Origin of the sequence: Peptostreptococcus sp., from assembly GCF_036639115.1 — a bacterium.
Lineage (GTDB): Bacteria > Bacillota > Clostridia > Peptostreptococcales > Peptostreptococcaceae > Peptostreptococcus.
Map to the genome: position 1 here is coordinate 444122 of NZ_JAVWJH010000002.1, position 17376 is coordinate 461497.

Annotated in this window: 16 protein-coding genes; 9 read left to right on the forward strand and 7 right to left on the reverse strand. The window is 29.1% G+C overall.

Translation table 11 applies throughout. The features are described from left to right. Window positions 1–72: 72 nt before the first annotated feature. The 6 genes from nrdG (at window position 73) to RR561_RS04170 (ending at window position 6883) form a co-directional block, all read left to right on the forward strand. Complete coding sequence (nrdG, locus tag RR561_RS04145) at window positions 73–582, forward strand: anaerobic ribonucleoside-triphosphate reductase activating protein (protein ID WP_332506201.1); 510 nt, start codon at window positions 73–75, stop codon at window positions 580–582. Window positions 583–932: 350 nt separating this feature from the next. Next, window positions 933–1253, forward strand: coding sequence for a hypothetical protein (locus RR561_RS04150; protein ID WP_332506202.1), 321 nt, complete (start codon window positions 933–935; stop codon window positions 1251–1253). A gap of 100 nt (window positions 1254–1353) precedes the next feature. After that, the gene (gene trmB / locus RR561_RS04155) at window positions 1354–2097 is read left to right on the forward strand and encodes a tRNA (guanosine(46)-N7)-methyltransferase TrmB (RefSeq protein ID WP_332506204.1); all 744 of its coding nucleotides are present in this window, start codon (window positions 1354–1356) and stop codon (window positions 2095–2097) included. A gap of 21 nt (window positions 2098–2118) precedes the next feature. Further along, on the forward strand, window positions 2119–2931 hold the full coding sequence (locus RR561_RS04160; RefSeq protein ID WP_332506206.1) for a hypothetical protein: 813 nt from the start codon (window positions 2119–2121) through the stop codon (window positions 2929–2931). A 1962-nt stretch (window positions 2932–4893) separates the two neighbouring features. Then, window positions 4894–5742: a DegV family protein gene (locus tag RR561_RS04165; protein ID WP_332506207.1), complete on the forward strand. Its 849-nt coding sequence runs from the start codon at window positions 4894–4896 to the stop codon at window positions 5740–5742. Window positions 5743–6034: 292 nt separating this feature from the next. Further along, window positions 6035–6883 carry a DNA/RNA non-specific endonuclease gene (locus tag RR561_RS04170; protein ID WP_332506209.1) on the forward strand — a complete coding sequence of 283 codons (849 nt, stop codon included), beginning with the start codon at window positions 6035–6037 and terminating at the stop codon, window positions 6881–6883. Between the two features lie 966 nt (window positions 6884–7849). Here RR561_RS04170 and RR561_RS04175 read toward each other — a convergent pair. Then, window positions 7850–8860 carry a metallophosphoesterase gene (locus RR561_RS04175; RefSeq protein ID WP_332506211.1) on the reverse strand — a complete coding sequence of 337 codons (1011 nt, stop codon included), beginning with the start codon at window positions 8858–8860 and terminating at the stop codon, window positions 7850–7852. Between the two features lie 2 nt (window positions 8861–8862). Then, entirely contained in the window at window positions 8863–9912 is a 1050-nt protein-coding gene (locus tag RR561_RS04180; RefSeq protein WP_332506213.1) for a threonine aldolase family protein, read from the reverse strand. Between the two features lie 216 nt (window positions 9913–10128). On the opposite strand from RR561_RS04180, the gene RR561_RS04185 reads away from it, so the two are divergent. The 3 genes from RR561_RS04185 (at window position 10129) to lexA (ending at window position 12568) form a co-directional block, all read left to right on the forward strand. Continuing rightward, entirely contained in the window at window positions 10129–10548 is a 420-nt protein-coding gene (locus tag RR561_RS04185) for a hypothetical protein (protein WP_332506215.1), read from the forward strand. A 123-nt stretch (window positions 10549–10671) separates the two neighbouring features. Beyond that, window positions 10672–11811 (forward strand): tyrosine-type recombinase/integrase, encoded by a 1140-nt coding sequence (locus RR561_RS04190; protein ID WP_332506216.1) that lies wholly within the window; start codon window positions 10672–10674, stop codon window positions 11809–11811. Between the two features lie 118 nt (window positions 11812–11929). Further along, on the forward strand, window positions 11930–12568 hold the full coding sequence (lexA, locus tag RR561_RS04195; RefSeq protein WP_332506218.1) for a transcriptional repressor LexA: 639 nt from the start codon (window positions 11930–11932) through the stop codon (window positions 12566–12568). Window positions 12569–12633: 65 nt separating this feature from the next. On the opposite strand, the gene RR561_RS04200 is transcribed toward lexA, so the two are convergent. From RR561_RS04200 to RR561_RS04220, 5 genes are all read right to left on the reverse strand, one after another. Beyond that, window positions 12634–13206 carry a thymidine kinase gene (locus RR561_RS04200; RefSeq protein ID WP_332506219.1) on the reverse strand — a complete coding sequence of 191 codons (573 nt, stop codon included), beginning with the start codon at window positions 13204–13206 and terminating at the stop codon, window positions 12634–12636. Between the two features lie 16 nt (window positions 13207–13222). Continuing rightward, on the reverse strand, window positions 13223–13720 hold the full coding sequence (locus RR561_RS04205; protein ID WP_332506221.1) for a DUF2628 domain-containing protein: 498 nt from the start codon (window positions 13718–13720) through the stop codon (window positions 13223–13225). Further along, entirely contained in the window at window positions 13707–15635 is a 1929-nt protein-coding gene (ftsH, locus tag RR561_RS04210) for an ATP-dependent zinc metalloprotease FtsH (protein ID WP_332506223.1), read from the reverse strand. The genes RR561_RS04205 and ftsH overlap by 14 nt, the downstream gene beginning before the upstream one ends. Window positions 15636–15659: 24 nt before the next feature. Further along, window positions 15660–16511 carry a 4-hydroxy-3-methylbut-2-enyl diphosphate reductase gene (gene ispH, locus RR561_RS04215; protein WP_332506224.1) on the reverse strand — a complete coding sequence of 284 codons (852 nt, stop codon included), beginning with the start codon at window positions 16509–16511 and terminating at the stop codon, window positions 15660–15662. Window positions 16512–16759: 248 nt separating this feature from the next. Continuing rightward, window positions 16760–17368, reverse strand: coding sequence for a lysophospholipid acyltransferase family protein (locus RR561_RS04220; protein ID WP_332506226.1), 609 nt, complete (start codon window positions 17366–17368; stop codon window positions 16760–16762). Window positions 17369–17376: the final 8 nt, after the last annotated feature.

A 17376-nucleotide genomic window follows, 5' to 3' on the forward strand; every position in this document is an offset into this window, starting at 1 on the left:
ATAAATGAATAAATGGCAATATGATCTCATATTGCCATTTGTTTTGTATAGATATAAATTAGGAGGATTTAGATGAAATATAATAAAATCCGTAGATATGATGTTACAAATGGACCAGGTGTAAGAACAACTATTTTTGTATCTGGCTGCACACACAACTGCGAAGATTGTTTTAATAAAGAACTACAAGATTTTGAATATGGAGATACTTGGGACAAGAAAGCTGAAGATGAGTTTATAGATTATGTCAAAAACCCTATGGTAGTGGGTATTAACGTTTTGGGCGGTGAACCACTACAACAGATTATGGATGATGATCTATTGAATCTACTTACTAGAGTGAAGACAGAATACCCAGAAAAAACAATATGGCTTTGGTCTGGATATTTGCTTGAAGAAGCCTTAGAAAATAAAAAAAGGTCAGCTATTATTAACTTAGTTGATGTTATGATTGATGGACGATTTGAAAAAGATAAGAGAAACATAAAGCTAAAATATAGAGGTTCAGAAAACCAAAGAGTTATTGACATCAAAAAAACTTTAGAAAACGACGAAATCATATTACATGAATTTGAAGAATAATTTTCTCAACATTATGTAAAAAATAACTTCAGAATAAATAATAATGTTTTTATTTAATGATTTAAATAGTAAAAAAAGATATTACTATTAATTACTTTTTATTATTTATTTTTTAGTGATTTTATATCATATTATGATTTTAAAATAATGTTTATATAATACTTAGATTATTTAAATAAGTTATTTTATTTACTTTTAATATTTTAATATCTATGATATAATGTTTTTGTTGATTATAGTAATCACAAATGGATATATACATAATATAGCCAGTAGTAATCTATTACTAACTCGACTATATATCAGAAGAAATAAACTATATTAATTGTAAAGAGAAAGGAATAGATAAAATGAAAGTAGACGTAGCTCAGACAGCATTAGAAGTATTAAGAGAGATAATAGCAGAACAAGGAGAAGAAGTTCCTACTTCAGTAAGAATGTACTTTGCAGGAGCAGCTTGTTCAGGCCCATCATTTGGACTAGCTCTAGACAATAAGAAAGAAAGCGACGCTGCATGCGCAGTAGAAGAATTAGAGTTCGTTATGGACCAGCAAGAATATGAACAATTCGGAGATATGCTTATTCAGGATTTAGGTGGAGGATTTAGAGTAATCCCAGAAAGTCTAAAGGAAATGGAAAGTGGATGCGGAAGTTGTTCAGGTTGCCACTAATAACAATTTGTAAGTAATTTGTAAATAGAGGAGCTGTCGTTGACAGTTCCTTTTTTTGTATGTTATACTTTTTAAATACTAGTAAATGAAGGAGAAATTTATGAGAAGAAGAAAAATAAAAGGCGCTGACGAAAAACTTTTATCATATAAACACTATATAGTAAATGGAATGATAGATCAAAAGCTTCCGGAAGATGAAAGTAATGATTCAAAGAGTCTTTTTGATAATAGAGTTGCTGTAGAAAACGAAATTTATAATACGCTTATTGATAACTATAGGGGTAACTGGAATAATATTTTCAAAAATAATAACCCTATTCATATAGAAGTTGGTACTGGACGTGGACAATTTATCACTACTTTGGCTGAGCAAAATCCAAATATAAATTATATAGCACTTGAAATAAAAGAAGAAGTATTGTTAAGAGCGGTAGAAAAAGCTGATGATTTAAAACTATCTAATATAGCCTTTATATGGGGAAATGTGGAGTTTTTTGATCTGTATTTTTCGGACAAGGAGCTTTCTAGAATATATATTAACTTTTGTGATCCATGGCCTAAGAAAAGATGTGCAAAAAGAAGACTTACATATTCGAGTTTCTTAGAACTTTATAGAAAAAAACTAAATGACAATGGAGATATTAATTTTAAGACAGATAATAAAGACTTATTTGAGTTTAGTTTAAATGAAATTTCTAGTAATGACTGGATGTTAAGAAATATATCCCTTGATCTTGCAAATAGTGATTTTAAAGAAAATATAACTACAGAGTATGAAGATAAATTTATGAATCTAGGACAAGCTATATATAGATTGGAAGCAATTGATATAAGAAGAAAATAATACTACAAACAAGGAGGAAGCATGATAATAGAGATTATTAAAACCTCACTAATATATACCCTTGGTTTTTTACTTGTATTATTCATTTTTGGTGTAATATTTAGCTATATAGAGAAACAAAACTCTTCATCTATATATAGAACATTTGGAATGAATGGTCTTTTAATCACTGGTATTATAGGTACTATTGTCCATGAGTTTAGTCACATGATATTTTGTGTTATCTTTAGGCATGAAATTACAGAGTTCTCTTTGTTTAGACCATTCAAGAGTCGATATGACGGTATAATGGGCTATGTTAATCATCGCTGCGATCTAAATAGTTATTACCAGAGAGTTGGTAATTTTTTTATAGGTATAGCACCTATTATATTTGGAACTGTTTTTTTAATGCTATGTATGTGGCTATTGCTCCCAAGTGAATTTAATAGTATAAGACAAACTTTCAATGAAAATATGGACTATATAAAAAATATACACCATATAAAAGATTCTGTTAATATATATATTACTATAGTAGTATCTACGCTACAAAGTCTTAGCCCATTTGAAAATCATAATATGATTAGATACTTTCTATTTATATATATAATGTACTCAGTAACCACACATATGGATCTAAGTAAAGAAGACTTAAGTAATAGTAAATCTGGTTTTCTTGTATTTTTTATATTGTTATTTCTAATAAGTTTTTTATGCATACTTATGGGAATAAAATATAAAATGATACTTCTAAGAATAATTATTAGTGTATTTTCTTTTTTAACAGTAGGACTATTGTTTGCTGTCATTACTATGGCTATATCTAAAACTTTAGAAATATTTTTTTCATGAAAATAATCGAATAAACATACAAAACTCTAACTTTAAGCTTTAGTTAGGGTTTTTTTATGTCTATTTTAATCCATCTGTTGCCATAAACCTCTATATGGCTTTTTAAGAACTTTTATCATTTTTAGATGTTATGATATGGCAAGTTTCTTTAAACTCGATTTTAGAGCTTCGTTATTTTAAAAATTCTTTGATATTTTTATACGTTTACTTTTTATGAAGTATTTACTTTTATGAATTTTCTATACCTAGCTCTATATAGATAAAGTCCCACAAAATTATATGAAAAATCAGTAGGGTATAGGTGAGTGAATGGTGGAGTATACATACAGTATATAATTTCACTTAATCACTATATGTTTTTATGTAATATAAACTCCCCAAACTATGTCTATAAGTCTTATTTTATACTTCTATACGCTAATGATATCAACACGTACAAGGGTAGAAAGTACTAACTCCCTAAACTATGTCTATAAGTCTTATTTTAGACCTCTACAAGCTTGTGATATCAATATATACAAGGGTAGAAAGTACTAACTCCCCAAACTATGTCTATAAGCTACCCAAAATACGTCTATAAAAGAGTAAATCAAAGTGTTATAAGCCAGTAATACCAACAGGTATATAATTTCTTAAACAATATCTATAATAGTAAATCAAACTACTATAAATCAGTAATATCAACAGGTATATAGATATTGGTCATTAAGTCTTATAAAGTTAAATTTAGTGACATCTATTAAATAATATATGAATAGACATATATTTAGATATTATTATATCGATATCAAGATAAATATCTGTTACATAGAATATATTGATATACAGACTATATATTTTATATTATATTTTTTATATTTTTTAAATTTTTAAAAAAATATAATTGGGCAACACTTATAGATACACAAAAAACATCATTTTTAAACATATATAGCTATAGTAGGGCTTTGAGACTTCAATGTACAACTATGCCTTAAATGTATATTTAGGGAATAGTTGTATCTATATTAATATAGAATGGACCTTTTAAGGCATTTTTAGCGTATTTAGGGATTTTCTCCATTATATGCAATTTTACATGTTTTTATCGAACTCTTTTCTTTTATATCTCCCAACTCTTTCTATACTACAGGAAATCCAATTTTATATTTCTTGTAGCTGATCTTTCAAATATATTATGAAATATATCTTACATAGCTATATAATATGTTATTGTTTAGATTGATGTAAATATTTTTCCTCATTTTAGATATTTTCATATTAATTGTAATTATAATATATACATTTTACACGCCCTTTTTGTTAATTTCCACTTTAGCGGTATTTTGCAATTTATTCGCAATTATTTACTAAATCTATATTCTGCAGCCTATTACCAGTATTTACTAGTTTTTGTTAAAAACTCAAACAAAAATATATTTCCCTAATAAAAACTATATAGAATTATACAGCAAGCTTTTGACTATAACTTTTTAAATAATTATTCTATTTAAATTCTATTAGCTGCTCAGCTTAATAAATTCAAAAAATCAAAATTGAAATTTTAATTATCACTTTATATGGTATTATAATAATTTATAGTTGAAAATAATTATTATTTTTCACTAGACCTTATTTCATTGTCTAATATCAATAATTTTGCCGTTATTGATTTTTATAGCACTACTCTATTTAGCTTTTTTACTAAATATCACAAGCTTTTTTAAAGATATAAAAGTTTTTCATAAATAAATTTCATACTTAATTTATATATTTGATTTAATGTATTTATATGTTTTTAGTATATATTATTTGGACTATTCTGTATATTACTTATTAATATTAATATAGCCAAACTTTTTTTAGATTTATTTTTACATCGTCTTATTATTTTATGGTATAATATTCGTAATAAGTGAAATATGAAAATATGTATCTGTATCTTCCGTATTTTTTCTTATATATATGTGGAGGTGAATAATAATGGGTATAAAATTCGTAGTGGATTCTGCTTCTGATTTTTCATATGAAGAAGCCCAAAATCTAGGTATCACTTTTCTTCCTTTAACGGTTACCATTAACCATAAGGAATACAGAGATGGTATTGATATTACTAACGAAGAGTTTTACAACTTCTTAGAGAGCAATGAGACTCTTCCCAAAACTAGTCAGGTTACTCCTTATCAGTTTGAAGAAGCTTTTAAGAGTATAATAGATGATGGTGATGTTGCAATCGCTATTACAATATCATCAAAGGTATCAGGAACTTATTCTAGCGCTCACGTAGCTGCTCAAAATTTTCCTGGAAAAGCATTTGTCATCGATAGCCTAAGTGGATCAATCGGAGAGAAGATTTTACTACTATATGGCTTAGAACTGATAAAAACAATGGATAAAGTTGAAGATGTTGTAAAAGAATTAAATGATAAGAGAGAAAAAATTGCTGTCTATTATTTACTAGACACTCTTGAATACCTTCAAAAAGGTGGTAGAGTTTCAAAATTAACTTCTCTTGCAGGTGCTCTTTTATCTGTAAAACCTATCTTTACTCTTATAGGTGGCGAAGTTACACTTGCTGGCAAGGCAAGAGGATTTAAAAAGGGACATAACATGCTGAGAGACCTTGTCTCAGAAAGAGGTGATGTTGATACATCTAAACCTTCTATGTTAAGTTATTCAGGCAATAATAAAGATGTTCTTAATAAATACCTTGATAAATATAGAGAAATGTTAAAGGTTAATATAGATGAACTTCCAGTAACTCAGTTGGGAAGTACAATAGGTACTCATCTAGGACCCAATGCAATAGGAATTGCTTTTTTCTTAGAATAACCAACCTATATTTATGATATAATGTTAAAAATTATATTTTTATTGCTTTTGTCTATCTCTATTTTTTTAAAAATAACTATGATAGACAAAGCATTTTAGTGGATTATTAAAAAAAGTACCAGTGTTACACCTTTAGAGGCTAGTTATTGATATCAATGCTAGCCTCTTTTTACTATTCTATATTTTATTTTTTTATAATTTAGTGAATCACATTTAGATATAATCCTATACTATATATGATATAATACTATAGGTGAAAGATAATTATAATAATAAAGAAAGAGGTACTTTTATGAGCAAGAAGAAAAAAAAATCTCCTAAATACTCATTGGCCACCATTATAATTGCATTGGTTATAATAGTCGGATCAAGAGTTACAGGAATAGACCTAACAAAACTTATAGACAGCAATACTAATGAAAATGAGACAAAGTATGAATCAAAAATTGACAAAAACGATAATCAAGGAAATTCTTCTAATGATCAATCTAAAAATACAAATAAATCTAAGCATGTAAATGAAAGTCTGGAATCAGATAAAGCCTATGCTAAAGAGTTTGATTATAACAGAGATGTTCCAACCTACACTAACAAGCCAAGTGTCACTGTTAACAATGGAAGACCCTACTTTGCAAAACCTACGAGTACTGAGGTCTATAAGAACTACTCAGACCTAGATAAAATGAATAGAGTTGGTCCTTGTGAAGTGTTGACTGGACCTGAATATCTACCAAAAGAAAAACGAGGAGATATCAGCAATGTTAAACCTACTGGTTGGAAGCAAAAAAAATATGATTTCGTTGATGGAAAACACCTTTATAATAGATGTCATCTAATAGGCTTTCAAATTGCAGGAGATAATGATGACTGGCGAAATCTAATGACTGGTACTAGATACATGAATGTTGATGGTATGCTACCCTACGAAAATGAAATTGCTCAGTATATTAAAAGCAGCAAGAATCATGTAAAATATAGAGTAAGCCCTATCTTTATAGGCGATGAACAGGTAGCTCGTGGAGTTTTAATGGAGGCATACAGTGTTGAAGATAATAAAATAGAGATCAATGCCTTTTGTTACAATGTACAACCTGGTGTAACAATTGATTATAACACAGGTTCATCCAAGCTAAGCAAATAGAACAAATCAAAAGCGCTTATATATAAATATATACAAAAAGAACAAAAGCAGCTGGTTAGTTAGTCCAGCTGCTTTTATTTATAGCTATTTAAAGGAAATCGTTAGCGAATTTAATTATATCATTTATAACTTCATTAAAAATTAATCTTATTTTTATTATTTCTTATAAATATACTTCTGCTTTCTTATTGCATGAAAATAGTATTATATATACATATAATGAATCGCTTGTTTATTATTTGATAAATACTTTTTACAAACCATCACTTTATTGTTATTTTAAATATCTTCAGTGTCATACTTTATTACTTTAATTAAATATTCGGTAATATATGAAATTTTTGATATTTTTATAATAATGATACCTACATATACAAATCAAAAACTTTGACAAAAAACCTATATGTCGATATATTAGACATATATTTTAAATTTTTGATCAAATTTTTTTTATATATTATAATAAAATTTACATATCCATTTTATAGATTACATTACTAGTCTAGCCTAAATAATAAAATGATAATTTTATTATTTTATAGACAGTTTTCTAGTAAAATTTTAACTACTAATAACTGTTATATCTTGCCCTACTTATTATTATACGAGTTTTTGCTTTCAAATACAACCTTTTTTTAATTTATTTTCTATAATTAAATTATAATAATTAGTTCATATCAATATTTTTTGTCTTTATAGTACTGATTTTGTCTTCAATTATTCATTATTTTTTAAAAGTAATATAAAGTTATTAATAGAACATAAATCCTTTTTTTCTTAATATAATTTAATAATATAAATTTTTGCTCGGATAATTCTGTTTAAAATTCGACATATTTTCGACATTTAATAAATATTAAAGAAAGAGCTACTGGTAATTTCCAATAGCTCTTCGATAAATTATACAATATTCTATTATATTTCACGTATTAATATCATATTTAAAAGTAAATTTCTTCCAAAAATTTATTCAAACTTTATAGACAATATCTCTGGTCTACAGTTAATTCTCACCTTTAAAGCTGATGAACCAAGACCTTTTGTAACAAACATTTTTGAGTTTCCTCTTTCATATTCCCCGAAACTATACTTTGGGAAAAATTTTCTATCCGGAGAAAACAATCCTTTCTTCGCTATCCTAACAATTCCTCCATGTACATGTCCTGAGAATACATAATCAGGTCCCCATTTTGCATATTCGTCAAAAAGAAGTGGATTATGAGCTAACAAGAAATTACATTCGTCTTTGTCCAATTTTCCAAGTTTATGTTCTATATACTCTTTGTTTATTTCCTTAGATTTTCTATTACTAAACATATATCTATAACTATCAAATGGAAGCACAAGACCATAAAGATTTAAATATCTATACTTTTTCTGCTTTTTTTTCTTTGCAAATGATGCTTGATCTATGTCTTTCTCATCTATAGAATCATCCTCTTCTGCTAATTCTCCTGAATCTATCATATTGTTTGAGCTTTTTATACCATAATCTTCAGAAAGAGTTTCTCTTTTAAAAACCTTAAAGTTCGGATCTAAAACCAATTTTTGATTATTAACTCTTTCTATGTCCAAATCTTTTACCTGTCTAAAGTATTCCATATATTCGTCTTTATATTTTTTCTCAAGGGCCTTATGCTCGTGATTGCCAGTTACATAAAACACCTTATATTTTTTCGATAAGTCTTTTAATAAAGCCAAAGCAGCTTGATAATTTTTTCTATCCGCTTCTATCATATCTCCAGTGATAAATACTACATCTGGTCTTTCTTTATCAATTAGTTCAATTAGTCTCTCATTGTTCTTTCCAAATGATTTTCCATGCAAGTCTCCTAACTGTACTATTTTCTTACCCTTAAATTTATTTACTAGCTTATCTGACTTTATAGAAAATCTAGTCACTTCTAGGTAATTTGCCTCTACATAAAAATAGGCTATTATTCCAAGAAATAATAAGAAAAATGAAGCTCCATACATTCTTACATACCTCCTATTGCAGCTTCCAAGGCCTTAACTGCCTCTTCTGTTGTTGCCCAACTACTACAAAATCTAACTGCATTTTTATCTTCATCAATATCAGATTCAATATTAAAACTAATATTTTTTTCTTTTAATTTGTTTTGCTGATCTATAGTCAATATAGGAAATTGTTGGTTTGTATATGATTCAACTAAAAATTCTACATTTTTATCTTCAAAAGCCTTCTTTATTCTCATAGCATATTTATATGCATTTTTACACTTATTTGTATAGTTATTATCAGTAAACAAAGTATCAAATTGTATCCCTAACATTCTACCCTTTGCTAATACTCCACCATTATGTTTTGATATACAATTAAAATCTCTATTGTATTTGTCATTAGTAAAACATACTGCTTCACCAAACATTGCTCCACACTTTGTCCCACCTATATAGAACATATCTGTATAATTTGCCAAGTCCTTTAAGCTTATATCATTTTCATCAGAAGAAAGTGCATATGCCAGTCTTGCCCCATCTAAAAATAACGGTAAATCAAATTTCTCACATACATTCTTTATATTGATTAATTCTTCTCTTGTATAGAGTGCTCCTCTTTCAGTTGGGTGAGAAATATAAACTGCACCAGGTTGTGCCTTGTGCCAATCTCCCTTATTAAAGAAATCACTTAAATATTTATCTAAAGCAAGTGAAGATATTTTGGATTCACTATCTAGCTTTTCATCATCATTAGATATAGTTATTACCTTATGTCCTCTTCCTTCTATAGCTCCCACCTCATGAACATTCACATGCCCCAATATTGGAGATACTACACCTTGATGTGGTCTTAATACTGCATCAAGTACAATCATATTTGCTTGTGTTCCTCCTACTAAGAAATGAACATCTACATCTTTTTTACAGGCCTCTTGAATTTTAGCCGCTGCAGACTCGCAATACTTATCTGCTCTATATCCAGGTGATTGTTCATAATTAGTTCTGACAAGCTCATCTAATATTTCTTTAATGCATCCCTCTGCATAATCATTTTCAAATCTAAACATAACTTCCTCCTAACGATTTAATTTATTTTGTTGCTATCACTATTATACAATAAATTATCATTATTTTGTTTAATTTAAGAAAATAAGAGCGATTAATTATATTTATAAAAAATATCTCTTTAAAAAAATTAATATAATATATTTGACTTATCATTACATTACTCTTTAAATATGATACAATTAATATAGTATAATATATATTATTGGAGGTTTAAAATGGTTGAAAAGTCAAAAAAAAGTAAATTAGCATTAATTGCAATGATATTAGGAATTGGTTATTTAGTTTATATCATTTCATATTTTGCAGGTGGAATAGCAGAAACAGCAGAAACAGCAGAAACCATCGGAAAAGGTATTGCTGTTATGCTAGTATTACCACACCTTATCTGCACAATGATAGCAGTATTATTTAATATAATGGGCTACCTTATGAATAAAAGAGGTTTTGTTCTTACAGCAGGAATACTATACGCAGTTGCAATGGTATTATTTTTAGTATATTTTATGTTCGTAATTATTCCTATGATACTTTGTTTTATTGCATACGGAAAAATGAAAAAGGAAGATTTGAAGATAGACGTTAATTTAGTAAATAATCCAATTAATGTGAATGTAGTAAATAGTGAAAATAAATAGTTTTAATAAATAAGTAAAGGGCTAAGAATTAATTCTTAGCCCTTTACTTATTTATTAAAACTTAGCTTATCTATAGATATTTGTTATAATATAGTATATAGATATATTATAAGGAGGCTAATTATGGTAAGAAAAATTAATAATAAATCGTCTAGACCAGATAATATTGTAATACGTGACAATACGGTTATAGAAGAGTGTGAACATATAGAATCTGAACTACCACATTTTATGAGAGACTATTTCGTTTATCTAAGGGGTTCTGTAGCACCCACTACTAGAAGAGCTTATCTTCATGATATAAAGTTCTTTTGCGACTACCTTATTGGAACTGATCTATTTACCAATGCAGAACATGCAAAAGATATCACTCTAGAAGAATTTAGTGAAATCAAGGCAAGAGATGTCAATTTATTCTTGGGTGATTATTGCAATAGATACTATAAGGAAATAAATGACGAGAGAGTATTATTTGAAAATAATAATAAGGCTCTAGCAAGGAAAAAATCTTCTATATCTACTCTCTTTAAATTTTTATTTAGAAATGAACAAGTCAGTGAAGATATTACAAGTGGATTTAACCCTATAAAATTGCCAAAACCGCAACCAGATGCCATAAAAAGACTTGCAATTGATGAAGTTTCTGTTATGTTAGAAGCTGTTGAAAGCGGGGCTGGTCTTACTGATAAAGAAAAAGAATATTGGATGAAAACTAAGTTAAGAGACAGAGCTATACTAGTACTATTTGTAACTTATGGTCTTAGACTCAATGAACTTAGAGAATTAAATATATCTTCATTCAACTTTTCTAGAGGAGAATTTGTAATATATAGAAAAAGAGGTAAAGAAGTTTTGATGCCTATCAACGATGCATGTGAAAAAGTGGTAAAGGAATATATTGAATTTGAAAGACCAAAAGATGATCAAATACAAGAAGAATATGAAGATGCTTTGTTCTTATCTCTTCAAAAGAAGAGAATGTCTGCAAAGTCTATAAGGGCTCTAGTAAAAAAATACACTTCTATAGGTATGAAAACAGATAGAAATCGAGGTTATAGTCCACATAAACTACGTGCAACCGCTGCTACATCACTTATTCAAACAGGTTTCTCTATATATGACGTTCAAAACCTTTTGGATCATGATAATGTTACTACTACACAGTTATATGCTGCACACAGGAAAAATTTAAAGCGTGATATAGTAGAAAATTTTGACTGGCTAGATGATGATCATGCACTTGGAAAGAAAAGAGAAGATTAAAGCTTTTGTTTTTTATATAAATAAAGTTATTTTATCAATTATATTTATTATTCAGTCCTTGAACATACGTTCACATCGTGATATAATATACTCATTATAATGGAATGAGGGATAAATTATGTATGAGGATTTAAAAGCGAAAGAGATTTTAGTACTTGAGTATATCAAAGAACATAGTGGAGCAAAGGGATACCCACCTTCAGTAAGAGAAATTTGTAAGAAATTAGATATTAAATCAACCTCTACTGTATTTAATATTTTAAATAGGTTAGAAAGATTTGATTATATTAGAAAAGACGCTACAAAGCCAAGAGCCATAGAAATATTGAGCAAAGGAATTACTTCTGAAAATACAGTTGGATATAACTCTGAAACAATCAATATTCCTATAGTAGGTCAAATAGCAGCAGGTGAACCTATCTTCGCTGAAGAAAACATAGAAGAATATATGACTCTTCCATCTTCACATGTAAAAGGTCAAGAGTGCTTCATGCTACGTGTCAAAGGAGATAGTATGATCGATGTTGGTATTATGAATAGAGACTATATCATTGTTGACTCATCACAAATTAACCCAACTGACGGTAAAATTGTAGTTGCACTTGTCAATGAGGATACCTCAACTGTCAAAACTTTTCTAAAAAAAGGCGATAAAATTGTATTAAAGCCTGAAAATGCCCTTTATGAGCCAATGGTATTTGAAGCTGATGAAGTAAGCATAATGGGAACTGTTACAGGTGTATTTAGAGTAATATAATAACTAAAAAGTTAATAGTTTATAACTAAAAAGCTACCATATATATGGTAGCTTTTCTATTGATTTTATTTTATTTTATCACCAAAATTACCTTCTTTATAATGTTTTCTGCAAAGCGCTGTGTATTTATCATTTGCTCCTAACTCTATTTGCTCTCCCTCTCGGATTATGCCCTTTTCGTTATACCTTGCGTTGCAAGTTGCCTTTGATCCACACCAACACACAGTTTTCACTTCATGTATCTCATCAGCTATTGTAATAAGTCTTTCAGAACCTTCAAATAAACAATTCTTAAAATCTGCCCTAAGCCCGTAACACATTACTGGTATAGACAGCATATCTACAATATCTGACAGAAAATCTATTTGTTCTTTAGTCGCAAACTGAATTTCATCAACAATTATACAGTCGTAATTTTTTATTTCTTCTTTTGAATACTTCATAAAATTTGACAATAGCTCACACTCATGCTCAAGTCCTATTCTCGATTTAATTTTATGCCTTCCATCCCTCATATCAAGATCTGCCTTTACCAAAAGAGATTTTTTACCTCTTTCATGGTAGTTATAATGTACCATCAAGGCATTCGCTGTCTTAGAGCTGCCCATTACTCCATAGTAAAAATATAACTTTGCCATTAATCAATCTCTCCTTTTATAAAAACAGTGCCATAGCAAATATTATAACTGTTCCAACTATCCAACAGATAGTCATATGTAAATCCGCACTAGATTTATCCTTTAGGAATCTATCTTTGTACTTATCATCTATATGATTAGAATCTTCTTTCAAGTCTACTATTCTTTTATAGTAATCATAGTTTCCATAAAATCCTGTTCTCAAATAAATTAGAAAGGATAGTACATATATTGAAATCCATAGAGGTGTCTTTAAAAAGTATGCTACTGTTGCTAAACAAGCCTGAATACCTATTATAATAGCTCCCTTGTATGTCATCTTTCTATAAACATACCAAAATGGTGCAAATAATAGCGCTTGTAAATTAAAACTTTTTGTTTTACCTTCCTTTTTAAATATTTCAAATATGGGTTTATAGTACTCATAATTCTTTCCAACTAGGTCTTCTTCAGTTATTTTTCGATCATTCTTAATTATTGTTACTTTTTCTTCTTTTTTATTAAAGAGTTTCATCTTCTGCACCGCCTATATTTTCTTCAGGTGATTCTTCATCTGATGGAAGCACTGGCTTTGGAGTAATTTCATACTTACTATCCAATATATCCATAAATTCTTCACCTGTTATTGTTTCATTTTTCAATAGGTATGCAGATATCTCATGTAGCTTTTCTATATTTTCATTTAATATACTTACAGCCTTTGTATGACACTCATTTACTATCTTGATTACAGAGTTATCTATAATAGTAGAAGTTTCAGGAGAGCAAGCTAAAGAAGCATCCCCACCTAAATATGCATTATTGACCGTTTCAAGTGCCACCATTCCGAATTTTTCATCCATACCGAATCTAGTAATCATCGCTCTCGCAATCTTTGTTGCCATTTCTATATCATTTGAAGCTCCTGAAGTTTTAGTTTTAAATATAACCTCTTCAGCGGCTCTACCACCTGTATACGTAGTAATCTTATCTAATGCTTCATCTTTGGTCATAAGTACCTTTTCTACCTCATCTAGCTGCATAGTATAGCCTAATGCCCCTGATGTTCTAGGTATTATTGTAATCTTATGTACAGGAGCAGAGTGTTTTCCACTTGCAGCTACCAAAGCGTGTCCTACCTCATGGTATGCAATAATCTTCTTTTCGTCTTCATTGATTACTGCACCCTTTCTCTGATATCCTGCGATTACTGTTTCAACTGACTCTTCCAAGTCTTCCTGTATTACTTCTTTTCTTCCCATTCGAACAGCTCTTAGTGCTGCTTCATTTACTATATTAGCAAGTTCTGCACCTGATGCTCCTGAAGTGGCTCTTGCAACTTGATTGTAATCTATATCGTCTGACTTACTTACATTTTTGGCATGTACCTTTAATATAGATTCTCTTCCATTCACATCTGGTAGCTCTACTGGTACTCTTCTATCAAATCTACCTGGTCTTAGTAGGGCTTTATCTAAAGATTCTGGTCTATTAGTAGCTGCTAATATTACAACACCTATTCCATCCTCAAAGCCATCCATCTCACTTAGTAACTGATTTAGTGTTTGTTCTCTTTCATCATTACCACCAAAGTTAGAATCTCTCTTTTTACCTATAGCATCTATCTCATCAATAAATACTATACTCGGTGCTTTTTCTTTTGCCTGTTTGAACAAATCTCTTACTCTTGAAGCTCCCATACCTACGAACATCTCAACGAACTCTGAACCAGATATTGAGAAAAATGGAACTTCAGCTTCTCCAGCAACAGCTTTAGCTAACAAAGTTTTACCTGTACCTGGAGGTCCTACTAATAATGCTCCTGTAGGCATTTTTGCACCAATTGATGTATACTTTTGTGGATCATGAAGGAAATCTACTATTTCGTTTAAGGCTTCCTTAGCTTCATCCTGACCTGCAACATCGTCAAAAGTAATTCCTGTAGACTTTACATATAGCTTAGCATTACTTTTACCAAACGACATCATTCCGCCTGATCCACCCATTTTCTTGCCCATACTTCTTAGTAAGAATCTTCCTATCATCCAGAAGAAGAAGAATGGCAATACCCAAGTTAATATAAAGTAAAAAATTGGGGTATTTTCTGATGGTATTTCCTGTTTATAGTTTGTTCCTGATTTTTCTAGCTCTTTTACCAAATCAGGGTCATTTACTACGCCTGTTATATAAGACTTATTATCGTCTTTCTTATTACTAGTGAATCTAATCTTTTTATCATCTATAGTTACATCCTTTACTTTCTTATCTTCAAGCATTTCTATAAATGTACTATATCCGACCTCTTCAGCCTTCTTTTTTTCCATACCCGGTATAAATATACTATTTAATATCAGTATGAAAATTAATAAAATACCATAAAACCAAATAAAACTGGAATTTGGCTTTTTATCGTTATTGTTGTTATTACTATCATTACTGTTATTATTCATTTTCTCACCCCTTGACTGTTATTACTATAGCTTCTCCAAATATTCAATTGATTCGTGTATTATCCAATCAGGAGTAGATGCCCCCGCAGTAACACCGATTGTTTCGTAATTTGAAAAGTCTACATCATACAAATCTGACCTTGTTTCTATTGATACAGTATTTCCTATCTCTTTACATATATTTACAAGCTTTTGAGTATTTGAACTATGTTTTCCTCCGATTACTACCATTACATCCACCTTAGCAGACAGCTCTCTAGCAGACTGTTGTCTAACTCTTGTAGCAGAGCATATAGTGTTTTTAATATCTAACTCAAGATCAAGTGATTCTAAATAAGCTATTATCTTTTCGAAGTTTTCTTCATTCATAGTTGTTTGAGATACTACCACATATTTTTTATCATAGTCAAATTCATGCTTTAATACATCCTCTAACTCCTTAAATATTAGTGCACTATCCTTGCACCATCCATTAATACCTATTACTTCTGGATGATTTTTGTCTCCTAAAAGAATAATTGTATTTTTATCCTCTTCACTCTTTTTTACTATATCGTGAATTTTTTTGACAAAAGGACAAGTTGTATCTACAATTTCTATTCCTCTAGCTTGAGCCTCATCATATACTTTTTTTGCTACACCATGAGACCTTATTATCATTTCTATATTTTCCTTAATTTCTATCTCTTCTATTTCATCAACAGTAATCAAGCCTCTTTCTTCATATTTTGCTACTGCTTGTCTATTATGAATAAGTGGGCCCAAAGCATATACATCCATATCATTTTTTTCTTCTAACTCATTATATGCTATATTCATTGCTCGCTTTACTCCGAAACAAAAGCCTGCTTTATCAGCAATTATTACTTTTTTCATGCTATCTACTATCCCTTCATTAGCGGTTACAGCCTTTAAAAATTATTTTAATAGTATTTTACCCATTTAGTTACTTTTTAAGCTCAATTTCAGTTATGTAGCCTTTTAAAAGTTTATTAGCTATATGATAACTACTAATTATATTTTTAATAGTTTATTCGAATACTTAAATAAAGTTGTTATATTTATAAAAATAAATATTTATATTATTCCTTTTTATATCAATAAGTACTCTGTTTACAATGAAACTATTTTTTAATACCATTTTTATTTTCTATATAATTTTTTTCCACAACATCCATCATATTTTGAGCTATTCCTTGATATTCTTTCTTATCAACTTTTCTAGTATTATATTCCGTCATATCTATAGCTTCTCCTATCACTACCTTTACTTTAGAGAAAGGTCTATATGTACTGATTATACTCATAGGCAATACATTTGCTTTAGTTTTAATAGCAAATAATGCAACTCCTGGCTTTGCGGGTAAAAATTTTTCAGTTTCACTTCTTGTTCCTTCTGGGAATATGCCCAAAATTCTTCCGCTTTTAATTTGTTTTAATATTCCCTTGATTGTTGATAGCCCTGGATTTTCTCTATCAATAGGTATTACTTCTAATTTCTTTAATATCAACCTTAAAACAGGTACTTTAAATAACTCTTTTTTTGCAACCGGTATTATTCTTCTATTTCTTACTGAAGCCATCATAAATACTGGATCTAGAATACTTTTGTGATTGGCCACTATTATTAGATTCCCTTCATCAGGAATATTCTCTCGACCAGTTACTTCCATTCTAAAAAATACCTTAGAAAAACCTCTCAGTATTCCACATACAAAATTATAAAATTTCATCTTACCAC